15 protein-coding genes and 1 pseudogene are annotated in these 18,266 nt (G+C 46.0%); 6 read left to right on the top strand and 10 right to left on the bottom strand.

What is annotated here, in order from left to right; genetic code table 11:
* From RMO27_RS08600 to RMO27_RS08590, 3 genes are all read right to left on the bottom strand, one after another.
* Positions 1-1,208 (bottom strand): sedoheptulose 7-phosphate cyclase (locus RMO27_RS08600; protein ID WP_309731363.1); only part of this gene is annotated, 1,208 nt, incomplete at its 3' end.
* 142 nt (positions 1,209-1,350) lie between these two features.
* Positions 1,351-2,130, bottom strand: a complete 780-nt coding sequence (locus RMO27_RS08595; protein WP_309731361.1) for a TauD/TfdA family dioxygenase — start codon at positions 2,128-2,130, stop codon at positions 1,351-1,353.
* Between the two features lie 39 nt (positions 2,131-2,169).
* Positions 2,170-2,835, bottom strand: a complete 666-nt coding sequence (locus RMO27_RS08590) for an HAD-IA family hydrolase (protein WP_309731359.1) — start codon at positions 2,833-2,835, stop codon at positions 2,170-2,172.
* A 362-nt stretch (positions 2,836-3,197) separates the two neighbouring features.
* Between RMO27_RS08590 and RMO27_RS23795 the strand changes: the two are divergent.
* A pseudogene (locus RMO27_RS23795) lies at positions 3,198-3,842 on the top strand (RNA ligase family protein).
* A gap of 304 nt (positions 3,843-4,146) precedes the next feature.
* Here the strand turns inward: RMO27_RS23795 and RMO27_RS08575 are convergent.
* The 3 genes from RMO27_RS08575 to RMO27_RS08565 form a co-directional block, all read right to left on the bottom strand.
* Positions 4,147-5,376, bottom strand: coding sequence for a DUF790 family protein (locus RMO27_RS08575; RefSeq protein ID WP_309731351.1), 1,230 nt, complete (start codon positions 5,374-5,376; stop codon positions 4,147-4,149).
* Positions 5,377-5,506: 130 nt separating this feature from the next.
* Complete coding sequence (locus tag RMO27_RS08570) at positions 5,507-7,954, bottom strand: hypothetical protein (RefSeq protein ID WP_309731349.1); 2,448 nt, start codon at positions 7,952-7,954, stop codon at positions 5,507-5,509.
* An 83-nt stretch (positions 7,955-8,037) separates the two neighbouring features.
* Entirely contained in the window at positions 8,038-8,835 is a 798-nt protein-coding gene (locus RMO27_RS08565) for a hypothetical protein (protein WP_309731346.1), read from the bottom strand.
* A gap of 1,092 nt (positions 8,836-9,927) precedes the next feature.
* Between RMO27_RS08565 and RMO27_RS08560 the strand changes: the two genes are divergently transcribed.
* Positions 9,928-10,566: a phosphoribosyltransferase gene (locus tag RMO27_RS08560; protein WP_309731344.1), complete on the top strand. Its 639-nt coding sequence runs from the start codon at positions 9,928-9,930 to the stop codon at positions 10,564-10,566.
* A gap of 157 nt (positions 10,567-10,723) precedes the next feature.
* Here RMO27_RS08560 and RMO27_RS08555 read toward each other — a convergent pair whose 3' ends face one another.
* Positions 10,724-11,125: a DUF3119 family protein gene (locus RMO27_RS08555; RefSeq protein ID WP_309731342.1), complete on the bottom strand. Its 402-nt coding sequence runs from the start codon at positions 11,123-11,125 to the stop codon at positions 10,724-10,726.
* Positions 11,126-11,178: 53 nt separating this feature from the next.
* Here RMO27_RS08555 and RMO27_RS08550 point away from each other — a divergent pair, with 53 nt between their 5' ends.
* Entirely contained in the window at positions 11,179-11,967 is a 789-nt protein-coding gene (locus tag RMO27_RS08550) for a fatty acid desaturase (protein ID WP_309731340.1), read from the top strand.
* A gap of 33 nt (positions 11,968-12,000) precedes the next feature.
* Here the strand turns inward: RMO27_RS08550 and RMO27_RS08545 are convergent, their stop codons facing one another.
* Entirely contained in the window at positions 12,001-13,821 is a 1,821-nt protein-coding gene (locus RMO27_RS08545; RefSeq protein WP_309731339.1) for a protein kinase domain-containing protein, read from the bottom strand.
* A 291-nt stretch (positions 13,822-14,112) separates the two neighbouring features.
* A complete protein-coding gene (locus RMO27_RS08540; RefSeq protein WP_309731337.1) occupies positions 14,113-14,793 on the bottom strand; it encodes a Bax inhibitor-1 family protein in 681 nt (226 codons plus the stop codon).
* Between the two features lie 318 nt (positions 14,794-15,111).
* Here RMO27_RS08540 and RMO27_RS08535 point away from each other — a divergent pair, with 318 nt between their 5' ends.
* The 3 genes from RMO27_RS08535 to RMO27_RS08525 all read left to right on the top strand — a co-directional run bounded on the left by RMO27_RS08535 (position 15,112) and on the right by RMO27_RS08525 (position 16,788).
* Positions 15,112-15,363 (top strand): hypothetical protein, encoded by a 252-nt coding sequence (locus RMO27_RS08535; protein ID WP_309731335.1) that lies wholly within the window; start codon positions 15,112-15,114, stop codon positions 15,361-15,363.
* 317 nt (positions 15,364-15,680) lie between these two features.
* A complete protein-coding gene (locus RMO27_RS08530) occupies positions 15,681-16,187 on the top strand; it encodes a pentapeptide repeat-containing protein (protein WP_309731333.1) in 507 nt (168 codons plus the stop codon).
* A gap of 88 nt (positions 16,188-16,275) precedes the next feature.
* Positions 16,276-16,788 (top strand): hypothetical protein, encoded by a 513-nt coding sequence (locus RMO27_RS08525; protein WP_309731331.1) that lies wholly within the window; start codon positions 16,276-16,278, stop codon positions 16,786-16,788.
* Between the two features lie 35 nt (positions 16,789-16,823).
* Here the strand turns inward: RMO27_RS08525 and RMO27_RS08520 are convergent.
* Positions 16,824-18,266 (bottom strand): toprim domain-containing protein (locus RMO27_RS08520; RefSeq protein ID WP_309731329.1); only part of this gene is annotated, 1,443 nt, incomplete at its 5' end.

Genomic DNA, 18,266 nt, shown 5'->3' with positions numbered 1-18,266 from the left:
GATGCTAATGAAATAAACATATCTTCGCCATCGCCACCACGAGGATAGTCACGACAGATTTCTTTGTGAGTTGCCAGATACTCGTCTAACTCAGCTCTGGTCAGATCGTTAAGGAAAGAACAGCTCCCGATCGGGTGAGGAACGGCGGCTCGCAGTAAGCCATCCCGCGTTCGTCCGATCGACTCTGTAGCTTTCCACAACAATTCGGGAGTCAGATAAGAGCTATCGATCGCCAGACCGATCCGGCTCATCAATCCTAAAATCCGATTGCGCTCGCTGACGGAAATATAGCCCCGCTGCTGAGCAATGGTGGCTGAGAACGCCATATCGATATTCACCCCATGACCGTGGAACATCGGCAGCTCCGGCGTTAGTTCCAAGGTCGGACTCCAGGTATGACCGTAAGCAATCACCCGATCGAGATCTAGCTCGTGTAAGTTGGGTACTTCTAGACCGAGCATGGTGTTGATCGCATCATACGTGACTTTGTGCGCGACCTTGCGTAGCTCTGGCGTGCCATTCAAATAGCCGAAGCGGGTTTGCAACAGGTCTTCGCCGTATTTTTCCAATAGCTCAAAAATCCCATTGTTCGCGACAACAGCGATTTTGATCAGCTCTGCCATGCCGTTACGCACCTGGTCTACCGGCAACGTTTTCAAAAATGAGAAATCCAAAATCACCTTCTGCGACGCATGATAAGCACCCAGTCGGTTCTTTAATTTACCGTGGTTGACGGCGACTTTGATGGCCACGCTGGCATCAATCAGCCCAATCAGCGTTGTGGGCACTCGAATATAGTTTGTGCGACGGCGATAAGTGGCACAAGCAAAGCCCGCTACATCTGTGGTTAAGCCACCGCCAACAACTAGAACGGGTTCTTTCCTGAGCAAACCAAAATCTGCAAATGCATCGACAATTCGCTCGACCGACTGTAAGGTCTTATCTGTTTCCTTAATTGAAACAGGAAAGACCGTTAAGTCAATTTGATAATGTTGGAAATAGGTTTGGATCTGCTCGCCATACAAACCATAAACCACTTCATCTATGACCATTAAACAGCGACCGAATTGACTATAGCTCTCGGCAATCTCCGCGTTCTCAATTGCAAAAGCTCCCTCTACATAAAGCAAACTGAAGTCAATTTTTTCGTATCCCTCAACATGAAAAGCTGTCTCTGTAGCCCGAAAAGTTGCTTGAACGTTAGTCATTATATTTTCCTAATGTCTTCAATACGTGCGACTCGATAGCTCCTTATAAAACTTAACAATCTTTCTAATAATTATCAAGCTAGTCAATCCTCTACTCTCGCTGAATCCACGCTAGCAGGGTCGGCTAGTTTACAAAATTGGCTTAATCCAACACCAAACCCCGATGCAATACTCGATCGCCAATCACATTGGAGTGCTCGGCACGATGCATCGTACAGCGGTTGTCCCAGATAACGATGTCATTCGGTTGCCACTGGTGATGGTACAGCCGGTAATGACGAATTGAATGCTGGTAGAGCAACCGCACGATCCGCTGAGCTTGTTCGATCGCCATGCCTGAGATGGCCTGACAGCGTTCCGGTGTCGATAAAAATAAGGCTAATCGACCGGAAAGAGGATGCCGCAGAAACAAGGGATGCCAACTTTGGTTTTCGTGGTGCTCATCTGGTGCTAGATCAGACATGATGTGGAGCACCCGTGCATCAGCAAGCTGCTCTTTCACTGTTGTGGGCAATGTCTCATAGGCACGGTATTGATCCGAAAATAGCGTTGCGCCACCTGATGCAGGGATAGTTACAGCGCGTAATGCGGTGAAGGCAGGCGGTCTAGCAATATAGCTAGTATCGGTATGAAAAACGCTCCGAGGAGGGCGATCTCGTCCAATATTGCTGACCACATTTAGATCGGGTTGATGTGATACTGGTATCTCACCCACTGTAAAAGTCATCGGCCCCAATCGACTCAAGAAAGCTACAAAGTCTGCGTCACTCACTGCTTGCTGCCGGAAGACGAGCAAGCCATTACTCGCAATGACATGCTGTAAAGAAACTAGATCTTTATCATCGATCTCAGTAATTTTAATCTCATTTGCCTCGATTCCAAATGGTGATAGTACCCGAAAATTAATATTTTCTCTACTCATAATTTCTTGCGATATAACTTGTTCGATCTCTCGCTCTAATTATGTAGCAAGAAACTTTTGCAACTCCTCAAAATTCAATTGATCGACCAAATGATTGGCTCTTTTAAAGTCGTGATCAGCGGTATTTTCGTTGGGAAAGGCGATGCAATCTAAACCCGCCGCGATCGCTGATTCTAGTCCGCTTAAATTATCTTCAATCGCAATGCAATCATCTGGTTGCTCACCCAGACTTGCTAGAGCGAAGGTGTAGGCAGCTTTATCTGGCTTTGGGCGATCTACGCTATCGGCATTTAAAATGAGATCGAAATCAGCAACCTGGATACTTGGTTGTAAAGCTGCCATCAGTAGTGAAATATTACCCTGAGCAGTTGTTGTTACGAAAGCAATTTTTAAACCTTTGCTTTTTGCACGCTGGATTGTTTCGACTACGCCGAAACGAGGTTTAACCTGGGATTCAGTTAAGCTGTTTTGAAAAAATTCGGACTTCGAGCGGTGAATTGCCTCCGCATCAACTGTTTGCCCCATCGAATCGGCATAATCGGCAATCCTATTTTGACCACCGCTGTTCTCTAGCATTGTCAGATACTCTGCTCGATGCCAACACCAATTGAGTCCATGAGCCTTAAAAGCTTGATTGAAAGCCTGCCTTTGCAGTTCGGAAGTATCTGAGATCGTACTAATAGAGCCAAAGAGAATAGCTGACATCGGATTCCTCAATTATTTATAATTCCCAAGTACGTATACTTATGCTATCTTGCCTAAGACTTAGCAAAATTACAGCCAAAAATTGTAAGCTTTATTACCATTTTAGATGATATCCTTTCGATCGTTTTTAACTTAACAACAATATCTTAAAATCATTGTAATTTACTTGCCTCTATCAATAGGCGTATTATCGATTGGCCAAATTGAATCATACCACTCAGCAAATGGCTGACCAAATATTTTTTTAGATTTGCGGTTACAGCCTCCACAGGTGCGATCGCGTGTTTAATCGAGATCGCTGCATAAATCAACTTTGATAGACCAATGATAGTTAATATCAATAAAATTGGCTGCTAGATCCCATGCTTTATTATCCCAAGATTCCTGGTAGTCGCAATTGTCCTGATGGTCAATGTATCGCATTTGAAAAATATGACGGTACCAATCTCCATTGGGATTGGGATCGAGATTTTGGTTGGCACGCTTTCGGTACTAGACGAGATGTCTTCAACCTAACGGCAGTTGGGATCGAAGCTTTTCAGCACAAACACCAGCATTTACGCGAATGTATCGAGGTATTTCAGCAGATTTGGGCGATCGAGTTAGAGCGAGTTTTTAATGACAATCCTCAATATCAAGCTGTCCAAGCGATTAAGGTATTTGGTGAATTTTTAGGGACAAATTTTTTTGCTGGCTTACATTGATCGACAGATTCCAAAGAATTTCGGCTATTTGATGTGTTGTTGGATGGCTCTGGTTTTATTAGTCCCAGCCAATTTGTGAATGACTTTCAACATCTGGAAATTGCACGGGTAGTTTATCGTGGCAAGCTGACTGGCAAGTTTACGGAAGATGTTAGATCTGGGAAATACAACGTCGATGAAGGTGTCATCTGTAAAGGTGGGAATGGCGGTGATGATTTGTGGATGGTGAAGATTAAGACAAATGCTTATATGTCTAAACTCAAGCAAGCATTTGCCGATCGCTGGGAAGACTATTGGGAGTAAATTTTCGCGATCGGACGATTAAATTGTAGCTAGTTCGGGTGAGGTGGGTGTAACTATTTTGAGCGATTGAGCGCGATCGATTAGAACGTGAAATTACGGAAATTTTCGTTAAAATATCATTTCAATGAGTCATCACCCTTTCATCGCATCAATAGACTACTCTGTGTAGATATTATTTGCACTAATCTTCAGCAAAATGTTCGTCAAAGAACATTTTGATTTTTAAATGGGGATGCCCTTCATCTGCGATTTTTGGCCGATAGTTATGTCTCAATCTCTGTTCTGAAAATCCTGGCATCAACTGTTAGTTACTAATTACATCGATTACTTCCAATACTGACTTAGGTAATAACTTATCTTTAAACCAAATTACTTCGCAAGGTAAATCTCTAGCATTTAATCCGGCCTTCTCTAGATTCAATCGTTCCGAGATTGCCAAAATTAGATTTGTGCAGCCAGATTTGCGGACTTGCGCAAATTTTTTCTGTAAATATTCTGGTCGCCAATAGCCGACAATTTCTAAGATATAATCGCGGCCATCGGGATGTACCAATCGGAAATCAGGAATCATCACACTACCTGGAATTGGCAATAAGTTAACTTCGCGTTCTAATACCCACTCAGTTTTGAGCTTATCCCAGCGATCGGCAAACCCAGCTTCGAGCATACTATCGTAGGCTTTTCCAGGCGGGTAGTGAGTTTCCAAACCGCATTTATCAGTGAGGCTATAGCGGCCTATTTTGATATTTCCAGTGTAAAAATCTTTAGTTTGGAGAGTTGCACTCAGGCTCCATTTGGTAACGTGCAAAATTGCCGGAATTAACTTGGCGATCGCCAGTCCATAGCGAGTACTGGCTTTAAATAAACTCGTCGGACCATCGACTTTAATTGTAAAACCGTGGTCGGCATCGCCTTCGATATAGGTCATTAATTGAAACAATTTCAGATAGCGAAATAGCAATTTGTATTGTCCGGGGACATTGCGATGAGCATTAATTGTCAGTTCGCTGGCGCGATAAAAGACGCCTTGAACTTGAGAGAGATTGTAGCGATGAATCAGGGCGACTGGATCGGGTGCGGTAAACTCGGTTAAGATCCGATTTTCTGGTAAATCGGCATACAAGCCTTGGGTAATTTGGGCGGGCATGATTTCCGCGCTCAATTCTTGAGAGAGGGTGCTGGCAAGTGTGGCTAAGGTGGTTTTACTATGCTCAACGCTGGGACTGGAAATCGCGGAGAGGGCATAAACGCGCTCGCGTAGTTCGGATGGCTGGAGCGGGCTGACAATCTCAAAGTTACTGAAGGTTTGACTCTTGAGCAGATGGGCAAATCCCCGCTTGACGCGAAAGTCAGGGCTATCGCCTTCTAGTTGCAATAACATCTCATCGAGTTGTCCCTGAGTGCCGCCAGTAACGGACGTGAAGCAGTCGATAATCTCGATCGCCATCTGAATATGATGGGCATCGATTTCGATGCGTTTGGGAACGATCGATTCGCCATTATGTCGATAGATGAGCAGATCGCCAGGAAGCATTTAGTTAGGAGTTGATACCAGAGATGTGTCTACTAATAACTATAGTGCCGTTTACATTGCATAGCTTCGAGCGAGATAGCTACAGCAGTTGCTACGGCTAGAAAATATAGTCAATCTGCTCCCAACTAATTTAAAATCCATACCGCAGGGAGACACTCACGGTATTATCATGATAAACATTTGCTGTCGGGCCGATCGTCCGACGAAAATCAATCTCAGCGGCATTCCATGATAAAGCCAAAATTGAATTGGAGTTAGGATCTAGTCCCCAGCTCAGGCTAGCCCCAATCGGATTGGTGGAAATATTTTGATCGAAGGCACTGACAAATGCGCCAATTTTCAATCTGTCGTTAACTTTCCAACCAACATTAAAGACAGTTTTACTATCGATCGATCCTGGCAATAAATTCCCAAAAAATTGCGTACCCCCGATCGAAATATTACCTAAATTTAAAGCAACCCCAGCATTGACAAAACTTTGGGTAGAGCTAATCGGTACCGATTCGAGCGTAATTGCGCCATCGGCAATATAGTTAGCATTGACTCCAAATACTAAATTATTGCGAGGATTAGAGCCTAACGCGATCGATTGATTGGCATTGGCAAATAGTTGGGTGTAATGTTCGGGATCGGGATTGACATAACCCACCCCGCCGACACTAAAACTCACACCGCGTGGATTGACGATCGAGTAATCGGTACCGACATAAGCTTTAATGTCTGGATTAGTTTGAGCTGATTGCGACCCCACATTGAAAATCGCCCCCGTAAAATACCGCCACAGGGTATTTTCATTCAACCGCGTGCCCGTAAAACTAATCTGGGGATAATAATCTGTCCGTTGACTAATCGTACTGACATCCACCCGATCGACTTTCTGATTGTAAACCGTGACATAGCCTTGGGAGTAAGCATTTTGCAAGCCGACGGAATTAAATCCGAAGTTGTTGAGATTGACACTCACTGGGACGGTACCGCCTTCCCCACCACCGCTAGCCACAATTGTCGGCTCGCCGAGGGTAACATAACGATAATCCTGAGTAACCGATCGCTGCACTACCGGCGATAAACCGATCCACACGGCTTGATGAGTAGCTGCTGGGGGAATGCGCGGATCGCTGCCAAAGCTAGGCGCATAACCAGTACCGCCTTGATACACAGTCAGACTATTCGCCGGAACCCGAATCGAATTGGCTGCCCGATAGAGATTGGGATTGACGACGATTCTGGCACCGGGTAAACCAGGCGCAATTCCTGGCGATTGGATTTCGGGCAATACTTGGGCGAGGGCATTGACGCCGAGATTGACTAATTGATTGTTGTCGCCATGGATGTAATTGAGCGATCGAATCGTCCGCCCCAAGCTCGATTCCCGCCCATTGGTGGCAAAATTCTGCGTCAGCCGCGCATTATAAATTGCCGCGCCAGTACCGAATTTTACTTGTCGCGAGCCTGTCAGCACTGGCGATTCGGACGAACTCACCACGCCAACCGCTGGCAGATATAAATCGATCCCATACTCATCACCATTCGCCCCACCCTGAAAGCCTGGTTGTTGGATCTCAGCTACCGATGCCGGTGAAATTACATCGGCAAATTGGGAGGTGATTCTCACCCCCGTCGGCTGCAATTTCTGCGGATCGATCACGCTGTTATCGATTTTAATCCCAGGTAAAAAGGTACAAGTTTGCCCCGAACCATCGAGGCAATCGCCCATCACACTAATTTGCTCGCGAAAGCCCAGTAAGGTTTGCGGCTGAGCGACGGCGATCGAAATATCCTGATTTTGAATGATACTGCGTGCGCCCGCAACTTCTAATTGGCTCTTGACTCGGACAACGCGATCGCTAGTCACACTCTGAACGTTGCTGGCTCCCAGCATCTTGTAGGCATCAAAACTAAAATCGCTATTCCGAAAACTCCCGAATTCTTCGCCAGTGGTGATTACTGCTGTACTTAAGTGCGATACCTTATTCCCGTTGAGAATAAATTGGGTGGAAAATGGATCGACGACTTTGGGATCTAGTACTTGGGGCGGGATCAGATAACGCGGATCTTTAGTCGGGGCTGGCGTGGGGACGACACTCGGTACATTTGGAACATTCGGGGCATTCGGGGCATTCGTTGGTTTGATAGCGGGAGTATTATTTGGTGCCTGAATGACTGCCGGAGCGAGAATAGAATTAATCGGGATCGGTTGGGAGAGTGGTAATAAAGTTGGCAGCACCACCCCAGGTACGATCAATGAGGGGAGGGGAATCGTCGTCGATTGGGCGACTTGGGGATTAGTTACTGCCCCATCGGTAGCTGTCGGGACAGTCAGATCGTCGCTATAGAACCAATTGTCCAGGGTTAAATAACCACCGACGGTTGTTGAATCGATCGGTTGGGTTTGTGCCTGAGCACTGGCACCCAGCACCAGATACCAACTGACGAGCGCGATCCCATAATCGGCTAGTTTCGATTTGGTTTTAAAATAGGTCGATAGCTGTGAATACACGATCGAATTCGCTCCAGCAATTAATCGATTCGGAAAAAAAATACCCATCCCAGTCCGCTCGGTTGATGTAGCGCACATCAACCGCAACTAGAGATGGATACATTTATGTAAGTACGAGTCGAATTTAGCTCTGGTACGCTCCAGAGCTAAATCGAGGTACCCTAATTGACGATCGCGGGAATAAAGCTCAAGCCAGCCGAAGAGCCAGTGTAGTTGTAGTTCGTGCCCGATTTGTTGTTGGCATTAGCACCAGAGTTGTTGCTATTGGAGCCATAGGCCGAATTATACTGGTTACTAGCACTTTGGTTATTGGTGCTATTACTAGTGCCAGTGGAATTGGATTTAGCGGTATTACTACCAGTGTTGCTGCTGGTGCTGTAACTGCCGCTCTTTTCACCTGCACTGGTATTTTGAGTATTCGTAGTGCCGCCGTTGCTGTTGTTACTAGCCACGGTACTGCTCGTACCCGTACCATTTGTACCATTATTGGTATTACCGGCAGAGTTGCTAGTAGAGTCACCACTATAGGCATTCGAGTTATTATTGGTACCACTACTTTGGTTGGCACTCGTGCTGTCATACTGGTTGTACTGGCTGTAAGCACTAGTGTAGTTGCTATTGCTCACGTCGCTGTAAGTCGCATAGGAGAACGTTACTGGCGCGCTATAACCATTGGCATTCGCTGTCGTCCCAGAATATTGGCTAGCAGAATTAGCGGTAGCACTAGTTTCGCCAGTCGCGACAGCCGCCGAGAGTTCTTGCACGCCCGTACCACCACCAGAAGCAGTCGAGCCAGGGGTGATGGAGAAGTTACCGTTAGTGGAAGAACTATTATTGAATTTGATCGATACCGCAGCAGCCGTCGAACCTGTCGAGACGACTGGATCAGCTTGCGCGGCGATCGGGCAGAACATTGCCGCCGCAGCTACAACGGTAGTGATTTGAGATGAGAATTTCATACGCTCTACTCTTCCTTCTTTAAAGTAAATAATGTAGAATCTTGGCAACAAGTTTTGTAAAATCTGGCTCGCTAACAAACACGTTCAGACACATGATGGCTGTGGAGTGCAAACTCTGAGCCATTTGCTAGAGCGAAAGTTGGCGGGTCTCTTAATTTGGGCGATCAAGTTTGCCCAGGTAAAACTCACTATAAGTTCTACTTTGACAGATCGCATTCGATCGATTTAATTAAACTATCGAACGCGATCTACCACCTCGCCTGAGATCTTTAAGTTAGATCGAGAAGTCGCTCTAGCGCACGTACAAATTCACAATTATTTTTTCACCTACTGGTAAAAATAGTGATTTTCTGAAAGTCATTCATTAGGGATTTCACTACATTCATTGTATGACACGGGCGATCATTTGACAATAGAAATGCGAATATTTACGCATTAAAGCTGAAAGACATCCAGCTTATCTACAGCCCAGATTTGGATATTTGCGCTCAAAAATCTAACTAGATCTACTGCTTTTAGGATATGCAATGAGATGGTATCTGACCTCTAGTCGATCTGGATTCGCACGGAACTGCGGTCATCGGCACGGCAGATTTTTGGTATCTAATTATACGCTTGCCGTCGATCTGGATTGGGCTGAGATCGGGTCGATCTGTTGAACAGCAACAATCGCACCAGGATATCGGCAATAAGTACCAAAATAGTCTTGACAGTGTCACCTATTGTATCGAAATTGCATGAGGTGGGAACAATCTGCCCAGTTATGCTGTCCCGGCTCAAACATTAATTAACGGAGATTTAATAATTCTAATTACTCACCAAGATTGAATTGTGGTAATAGCCGAAAAGATCGAGTCTGTCTGGATGTTCTGATGATGAACGCAAATAGAGAAAATAGGCAAGATCGGGTGTTTTCTCAGTGCTAACAGAACTAATAATCACTACCTAGCTACTTTCAATAGCGATCGCTACTCGATCCCTACATCACAAATAGCTCTTCAGCATTACCAGCAAAAGTCGATCGACTGTCAACTTACCGCAAGCTCACGTGTGTTTTGATAAACTAGAACTACTAGATCGCTAGGCTCTGGAATGAATCAAAAGTTTCAAAATCGGGCTGACGCCGGACGACAGCTAGCTTCAAAATTAGCCTCATATCATGCCGCCGCCTGTCCTCAAGCGATCGTCTTGGGATTGCCGCGCGGTGGCGTAATTGTCGCCGCACCGATCGCCCAGACACTCCAAGTCCCGCTCGATCTGTGTCTGGTACATAAATTGGGCGTCCCTGGTAACGCCGAATTTGCGATGGGATCGATCGATCTCCAGGGGCGACGCTATTTGAACGAGCAGACTGTCGCTGACTTACGGATCTCACCAGCCCAGATCGATCGAGTTGCCGAAATTGAACTGCGGGAACTGCACCGCCGCGATCGCGCCTATCGTGGCGATCGTCCCGCGCTGGATTTAGGCGATCGAGTCGTCATCTTAGTCGATGACGGCTTGGCAACCGGAGCCACGATGACAGCGGCAATTGCCGTCGTCCGCAGCCACAGCCCCGCTCAGATTGTCGTAGCTGTACCAGTCGCCTTTGATGGCACCATCGAGGAACTGCGCCCGACTGTCGATAAGATCGTCTGTCTGATGATGCCGACACCCTTCGATGCGATCGGCTCATGGTACGAAAACTTTGCCCAAACTACCGATGAGGAAGTTTGGGTAGCGTTGAATTAGGAGTTGGGAGTTGCGACTGAAATCACGCGGAGAGTGGAGGAGCATGTGTTTCAGTCAAGACAGGGAGTTGGGAGTTGGGAGTTGGGAGAGAAGAGGACACTTGCGTCCAAACTCTCTATTCACTATTCACTATCCACTATCCCCTATCCACTATTCACTATTCACTATCCCCTACCCTCGGATAATAGTACTCCAAACAAGCCCGCAACATCCGCGCATCGAAGATGATTGGCAAAAAGTGAATGCTATTGACTTCTTTGAAATAGAACAAAATCGGCACGGGTTGCCAAAAAATTTGCCAATTCTCCCATTCGCTATAAGGGAAGGTGCGAATGACGGTATTGCTGCGGTAGACATTGAGCGCAGTGGTGGTAAATTCTAATTTGATGATGGTGGTTTGGATGGCGAGAAACAAGCCAAAAATCCCGATCGCGACACCCACCCATAGTTGCAATGCGGCAACAGGGATGGCGGCAGCAATCAGGACGATCGGAATCGTGTAATTGGGTGCGAGTTCGACACTAGCAGGTAACTGAATTGGTGTGGGTGAAGTTGTCATCGGCTGTTGCAGTAGTAGTTAGATCGATCTTACCGTTCCCAACCCGCTAGCTGTTGAGAAACGTTAACATAAGTAAAGAATTATTTAACAATCCCAGCGATCGATCGAGGTTATTCAGTGTGAGACAGGCGAGAAATCAGGGACTCTGGGTGGCACTGTCACTAATTGGCATCTGGGCAACGAGCACAGCTATCCTATTCAGTCTAGACTTGACAAATTTACCAAATTGGGTAAAGTTTTTGGGATTTGCTTGGCAGATGTTTTTGTATGTGGGGCTATTTGTCACGGCACATGATGGGATGCATGGATCGATCGCCCCTGGAAACCCCAAATTAAACGATGCGATCGGTAGTTTTGTGCTGTTTGTCTATGCAATGTTTCCGTTTGGGAAAATGCGTCAGATGCACCAACTCCATCACGACATCCCCGCCCACATCGGCGATCCAGACTACCACAATGGCAAACATCGGAATTTTTTTGCTTGGTATTTCAACTTCATGCAAAACTACTGGAGTTGGCTGCGGCTGGGATTATTAATTGGCACATTTCACCTCGTGCATCAGGTGTTGCACGTTCCTGAAATTAATCTTTCTTGGTTTTGGGTGTTTCCCTCGGTGATGAGTTCGTTCCAACTATTTTTATTTGGGACATTCCTGCCACATCGCGAACCTATCGGTGGCTATGTCAATGACTGCCGCGCCACCAGCACGCCCTTTTCCGAGTTTTGGTCGTTGATCAGTTGCTATCACTTTGGCTACCATGAGGAGCATCATCAGTTACCGCATTTGGGCTGGTGGCAGTTACCAGTAGCCAGAAGACAAGGGCAGGCTAATCGCGGATGACAGATCGATCAAAACTAAGATCTGTTAAAACTGTTAAAAGATATCCCCCGACTGCTTCAACTGTTGAAGTCTCACTGCGGCATCGGCATAGTCTTGTTCTTGTCCGGCTTTTTTAGCTAATTCGATCGTCTTTTGAAAGTCGGCTTTGGCTTGAGCTTTGTGGTTTAGCTCTTGATGGAGGATACCGCGCTGATAGTGTTGATAAAAACTAGTGGGATCTAGGACAATGGCTCGATCGTAGTCGGCGATCGCTTGTTCGCGTTTGCCCTCGCTGCCATACCAATCGGCACGAGACATATATGCATAGGAACTGCGGTTGTCGAGCTTGATGGCGGTATTAAAATCGGTTAATGCCTGAGCTTTATTGCCCAGCTCGATCGAGACATTGCCGCGCGCAATTAGAGCGAGGATATTATTGCTCTGTAAATCGAGTGACTTATTCAAATCAGTGAGGGCTTGGTTCTTATTGCCCAGATCCTTTTCCACGCTCGCCCGCTGGTAGTAGGTTTCCGCGTCATTGGGCTGGAGTTTGAGGGCTTGGGCAAAGTCAGCTAACGCGCCTTGTTTATCTTTGAGTTTATCCTTGACTTGACCGCGTTCGCGGTAGCTTTCGGCGGTGGGTTGGAGCGCGATCGCTTGGTTGAAATCTGCGAGTGCATCTTTGAAGTTATCGGCAGTACTGCGAGTTTTGCCACGTTCGAGATAGGCGTAAGCATTTTCTGAACGATCGCCCAAATCTTTACTGACATCTCCAGTCGGCGATTTTTCGGGCAGACTTGCCAAGATGATCATACTCAAGATAAACAGCCCTAAACTGCCGCCGAATATCCATTTAATCGTGTGCCAGATCGATCGCTCCTGCGGCTGTTCGGGGGCTGCTGCTGTGCCGACAGGCGACCTTACATGAGGCTGTGCTGTGGGGGTATATTGGACTTGGGTTTTTTGCTGGTGCAGATTTCGCCCAGTCAGATCGGCGAGCACATCACTGGCTGATTGATAACGTTGCTTGTGGTCGATCTGCATCAATTTATCCAACACCGCACCGAGATTGTCACTAACAGGATGTTCGACATAATTGCGCCAGTGTTCTGCCCAATTGTGAGCGTGGGCGGGGGATGTCTCCTCCATCGCGATCGCCAAAATCTGATGCGGGCTAATCCCACTCATCAGAAAAAAAGCGGTCACGCCCAGGCTATATAAGTCGCTAGATGGGTAAGCTTTCCCGCCCCAGAATTGCTCTAATGGCGAATAGCCGAGGGAGCCAATACTGGTGCCAGTCGAGGGATTGGCCTCCAGTTGCTTGGAGATGCCAAAATCAATCAGGACGAGCTTTTGGTCGGATTTGCGCCGCATAATATTGTACGGCTTGAGATCCCGATGGATGACCCCCTGCTGATGGACAACCTGCAAAATCCCTAATAAATCTTGGAGAAAGTCCCGAATCCGGGCTTCATCAAACACCCCGCGCCGCTCTAATTCTTCGGCGAGATTCTCCCCCGCGACGTATTGCTGTACGAAATATAAATAGCTCCGCTCTGTAAAAAATGCCAGTAGCGTGGGAATTTGGGGATGTTCGCCCAATCGTTGCAATTGCTTGGCTTCATCCTGGAAGCGGGTTTTTTCGGTGTCGCTGTCGTTACCAGAGTAAGGAGCAAACTGTTTGATGACACATTGCTCACCAAATTTTTTGATGTCTTCCGCTAGATACGTTTTGCCAAATCCACCCCGCCCGATCGCTTTGAGCGGTCGATACCGATTTTCCAACACCAGCAAGTCAATGCCACACTCAGGACAAGACTTTAGATCTGGTGCGCAGGCCGGATTATTGCAGCTAGGATTGAGACAACAAATCATGAATTTGCACAGCTTACGACTGAAATATCTGGGCGAGAATTGCCGTTACTGCAAATCCTAACATCAGAATGTAGTAGTTAATGTGAGTATTTTAGCCGATCGAGAGAGCGGGTCGTAGGGGCAGGTTTATGCTAGAGTTTGCGCTAGTTAACAGTAGCAATCGAACAAACCTGCCCGCCCCCACTAGTATGTATAATTCGCTTGATTTTGAATATGTCCTAACGCTGCGATTTAACACAAAATAGCCCCGCCCTGGGAAAGGACGGGGCATCAGATCGCTCGATTTCTAACTTAACGACGCATATCCATGACGATGCGGAGGACGTACCAGAAGAGCAAAGCTACTGAAGAAAACAGCGATAGGGACGCGGCTACATACTGGTCTTTGCTAAAGTGGTTCATAATTTGGGACGTATCGTAGAGAATTGCCGCCATCGCAAATCCCACCATCAGCACTGAGAAAAATAACCCCAGTTGAAATCCGAAGATTGCGCTACAGATAATCAATCCCAATGCTACGAAACCGCCAATTTTGAGCGCGCCACCCAGGAAGGAAAAATCCTTGCCTGTAGTTAGGGCAACTGCGGTCAAACCCACAAACATCAAAGATGTGAGAATTCCCGCAGTCGGAATCACTGTCGGATCGGAATAGCGGCTAGCAATATAGATTAACGGTGCAAATAACAGAGCCTCGGCGACTACATAGATCCCCAATCCTAAATATTGCAGCGAGACGGAATCAGCCCTAGCCGCCAATCCCCGCGAGAACCACCCCAGTAGTGAAAATCCCGCCAATACCGCTAGCCAGGTAAAACCGCTACTCACGAATTGGGCTAGTCTTTCGGCAATACCCGACTGGACTAGCAGTGTCTCGATCCCGATAAACGCTGCAACAGCAACAGCTAGATGCCCATAAGTCTTTCTAATAAATTCAGCCCGTTCTTGAGGCTGTGCTTGGGCTACAACGTACATAGATTAAACCTCTAAAACGATCGGTGATTGTGGTCGTTGCTGGATGAATGAATCGCTATTAAATAGATTCAAATCCAGCTATTCATAATCCAGAAATTTGCCAAAGATCGCCTTCGATCTTCTAATTAGATCTTAGCTAATTTCGATCGACTCAGACAGGATTCGTATCGATTCTATACTTGCCAGAAATTAGGCTAGTTTGAGTCTTGTGATAGTGGGTAAGATCGATCGGTTAAAGTAGGGATTGCCGTATGCCAGATCGATGCCACCGAGAGGGAATCGATCTACCAAGTAGGGACGATCGCGCCGAGCTAGGTGATGGCGATATTACCGAGCTGGCAGGCACTTGCCCAAACATTCGGAAATTGCAGATCGTCACTGCTGTGGGTAATTTTACGGACAGCCCTCGATGCCGATCTCGATGAAAGGATGACTACCAAATCCTTGCAGTTTGATGATAAATCTCGATCGACTGCCAGCAGCGCATGGCTGAGTAATTGTACGGAGATCGATCTCCCAACCCCCGATCTATCGCTATCTAGATGCGATCTCAAAGTTCAGTATTCATGATGATGTCAAACCTAGCTGCGCACGCGCATAATTGGAATAGGTAAAAGTCAGTATTTACCAAAAATCTAAAGTTGAGTATCCGAGTAATATAGAGGTCGCATGATGTTGGTTGCGCCAGTGAATGCCCAACCATCGATTTGGCTTCAGCCAACACTTCCGAATGAACTGAAGCCTGTCCCTCGCGAATCCCGTTATCTCTAGAGGCAGAAAATCGATCGGCGATTGCTGTCGTTCGCGAAGCGTGGGCTTTGCCCAATCGTGCGTAAATGCTAAGATTAGTACTTGTAGATCCTAAATTTAATTAGCACCAAATCATCATGAAGTTAAGTTTGCGGCGGATGGTGATGGGCTGGATCTTGCCAGTATTGCTGGTACTTGTGTCGTTAGGCATGTCGAGTATTTATCCATCAGCGGCACTTGCTGACGATTTTACCAAAGCCACGCTAGAAAATGCCGATTTTACTGGCAAAGATTTAACTAGCTACGAGTTTACCCAAACTACCGCGCGCAATGGCAAATTTGCGAATGCCAATCTCACTGGTGTCAGCTTGATTGGTGGCAATTTTGACTCAGCCGATATGTCGGGAGCGAATCTCACCAATTCGCTGCTAGATACCGCCAGACTCACCCATGTCAATCTTACTAATGCGATTTTAGTCGGTGCTTTTACTTCGGTAACTAATTTCGATGGTGCCATTATCGATGGTGCCGATTTTACAGATGTGCTGCTCCGCAAAGATATCCAAATGAAGTTGTGCAAGGTAGCTAAAGGCACCAATCCAACGACAGGTAGAGCTACTAGAGATTCGCTGGAATGTCCTTAATTTAATCGATCGATTCGGATTAGTTTCCGGATGAGTGCGAGCATTCACTGTAAAAACAGATAGAGCGCGCTCATCCCGACTAATAGACATGCTGCCAAAACATTTATCGATCGTCAAAATAACCACTGTTGTATGTGCGATCTTAGCTACTACTCTTCAGATCGCTAATGCATCTCCAAGTTCGGTAGCATCGATCAATCTCGACAAATTAACAGTTAAACCTAAAAAAGAAACCAGCACTAATATCGATCGACAGTCCGAGATAGCAAGTATTCATCATACTCTAACTCAACTTAATCGGGGTCAGAATGAATGTAATGTTAATCTGATGTCAAAATATAAGTTGTGGTCTCACGAAAGACATCGTCAAGAGTTTGAATATTGGTGTAATCAAGTCCGGCTAGGAAATGCCATCATTAACTGTAAAGTTAAAAGCATAGAATTAACTTATTTGTCTGATAATAAAGCCAGAGTACGTATTGATGATATCAGAACCTACAAGTTTGGATCTATGCAACAAATAGAAATCGACAATAGATCGTACCTTTTAGAATTATATAAAGTCAACGGTCGCTGGGTAACATATAGTAGTCCTGTTTGATTCTTAAGAATCAGAGCTGTAGTTTATTTCGTCAATTATAAAAAAGATATCAGATCATCAATAGTCACATTCCGCTGTTTTTCTAGTTCCTGGAGACGCTGCTGGGTCGTGATAAACGATTGATAGTATTCAACCTTTTTAGCTAAATCTTCAGGATCTTTGCTTTGTAATTTATTGAGATAAAATTTACGTTTTTGTTCGCAGGCAAATTTTTCCAAACAGGCGATCGCGGCTCTGAGTACCAATGGCGATCGCTGAATTTCTTCGGCAGTATGCTCGTCTAAGTTAAATAAATGCTCGACTCGCGCCGCTTGCACGCGATCTTCGACGATCGAATCTTGCAATTTGGCAATCAACCTTTCGTCTAAATAATCGATCTCCTCCGGCTGAGAATCTTTATAGCCAGATGAAGATCGATCGATAATCTGCTCCCACAAAAAGCGATGATGAGCGAGCGTAAAAGTCAAATCTGCTGAATCTAGCGCATCGATAATTGTCAAGCGGTGGAGGGGATAATGCAGGTAAATCCGCAGCAATAAACTCTCTGCTTTTTCGATTAATGTTTGACTAGGAGAAATACTAATCTGTTGATCGAGTGGCTTTATCCCCTTAATTGAAGTCTGTAAATTTTCAATTAATAATGGTACCATTCTCGAATCATCCGCACTTAATAAGCCTGCCGATTTTTTGAGGTAGTGGGTGCGGGTAGTAACATCAGTAATGTTTTGCAGTAGTTTAACAATCTTTTTGGTAGCAGATTGATTTTGTTCTGCTTGGGTGAGATCTTGCCCTTCTACTGCTTTATCGATCTGCCAATCCAACCACAACGGCGCACGATCGAGTAAATCTAAATAATCTTGCTGACTGTGGCTTTTTAAAAACTCATCGGCATCTTTTCCCGTCGGTAAATTGAGGATGCGTAATTGCAATTGTCCCTGATAAGCCAAATCGGTAACTTCCCCAATCGCCCGCTCGGCAGCAATATTACCCGCTTTATCCGCATCAAAATTGAGAATGATTTGTTTGGATTCGGTAAACTTAGCTAACTGCTTGACTTGAGCCAAACTCAACGCCGTACCGAGGGCAGCAACCGCACTATCGATGCCCGCTGCATGGAGCGCAATGACATCAAAATAACCTTCAACGACTACCGCTCGATCGGTTTTACTAATCGCATCCTTTGCTCGATCGAGTCCATATAAAGTGTTACCTTTATCGAATAATTCTGTCTCTGGCGAGTTGAGATATTTGGGCTGTTCGTCGCTCAAAGTCCGCCCACCAAAACCAATAACTCGCCCTCGTAAATCGAGAATCGGAATCATCAATCGATCTCGAAATCTGTCATAGTAACTATTGCCATCCTTACGTGCGATCGCTAGTCCAGCCGCTACAATCGATTGCGGTGGAAAGTTCTTTTGCTCGATCAAATAATTAGCTAAAGTTTCCCAACCAGCCGGAGCATAACCGAGTTGAAAACC

It is taken from the genome of Chamaesiphon sp. OTE_75_metabat_556, from assembly GCF_031378165.1.
GTDB lineage: Bacteria > Cyanobacteriota > Cyanobacteriia > Cyanobacteriales > Chamaesiphonaceae > Chamaesiphon.
Note: the sequence above shows the minus strand (reverse complement) of the source record. Positions and strands in the feature narration are given on the sequence as shown.

Coding starts and splice junctions, on each gene's coding strand:
- RMO27_RS08595 (WP_309731361.1), bottom strand. CDS start 2,130: ATGAGTAGAGAAAATATTAATTTTCGGGTACTATCACCATTTGGAATC.
- RMO27_RS08590 (WP_309731359.1), bottom strand. CDS start 2,835: ATGTCAGCTATTCTCTTTGGCTCTATTAGTACGATCTCAGATACTTCC.
- RMO27_RS08575 (WP_309731351.1), bottom strand. CDS start 5,376: ATGCTTCCTGGCGATCTGCTCATCTATCGACATAATGGCGAATCGATC.
- RMO27_RS08570 (WP_309731349.1), bottom strand. CDS start 7,954: ATGTGCGCTACATCAACCGAGCGGACTGGGATGGGTATTTTTTTTCCG.
- RMO27_RS08565 (WP_309731346.1), bottom strand. CDS start 8,835: ATGAAATTCTCATCTCAAATCACTACCGTTGTAGCTGCGGCGGCAATG.
- RMO27_RS08560 (WP_309731344.1), top strand. CDS start 9,928: ATGAATCAAAAGTTTCAAAATCGGGCTGACGCCGGACGACAGCTAGCT.
- RMO27_RS08555 (WP_309731342.1), bottom strand. CDS start 11,125: ATGACAACTTCACCCACACCAATTCAGTTACCTGCTAGTGTCGAACTC.
- RMO27_RS08545 (WP_309731339.1), bottom strand. CDS start 13,821: ATGATTTGTTGTCTCAATCCTAGCTGCAATAATCCGGCCTGCGCACCA.
- RMO27_RS08540 (WP_309731337.1), bottom strand. CDS start 14,793: ATGTACGTTGTAGCCCAAGCACAGCCTCAAGAACGGGCTGAATTTATT.
- RMO27_RS08535 (WP_309731335.1), top strand. CDS start 15,112: ATGGCGATATTACCGAGCTGGCAGGCACTTGCCCAAACATTCGGAAAT.
- RMO27_RS08530 (WP_309731333.1), top strand. CDS start 15,681: ATGAAGTTAAGTTTGCGGCGGATGGTGATGGGCTGGATCTTGCCAGTA.
- RMO27_RS08525 (WP_309731331.1), top strand. CDS start 16,276: ATGCTGCCAAAACATTTATCGATCGTCAAAATAACCACTGTTGTATGT.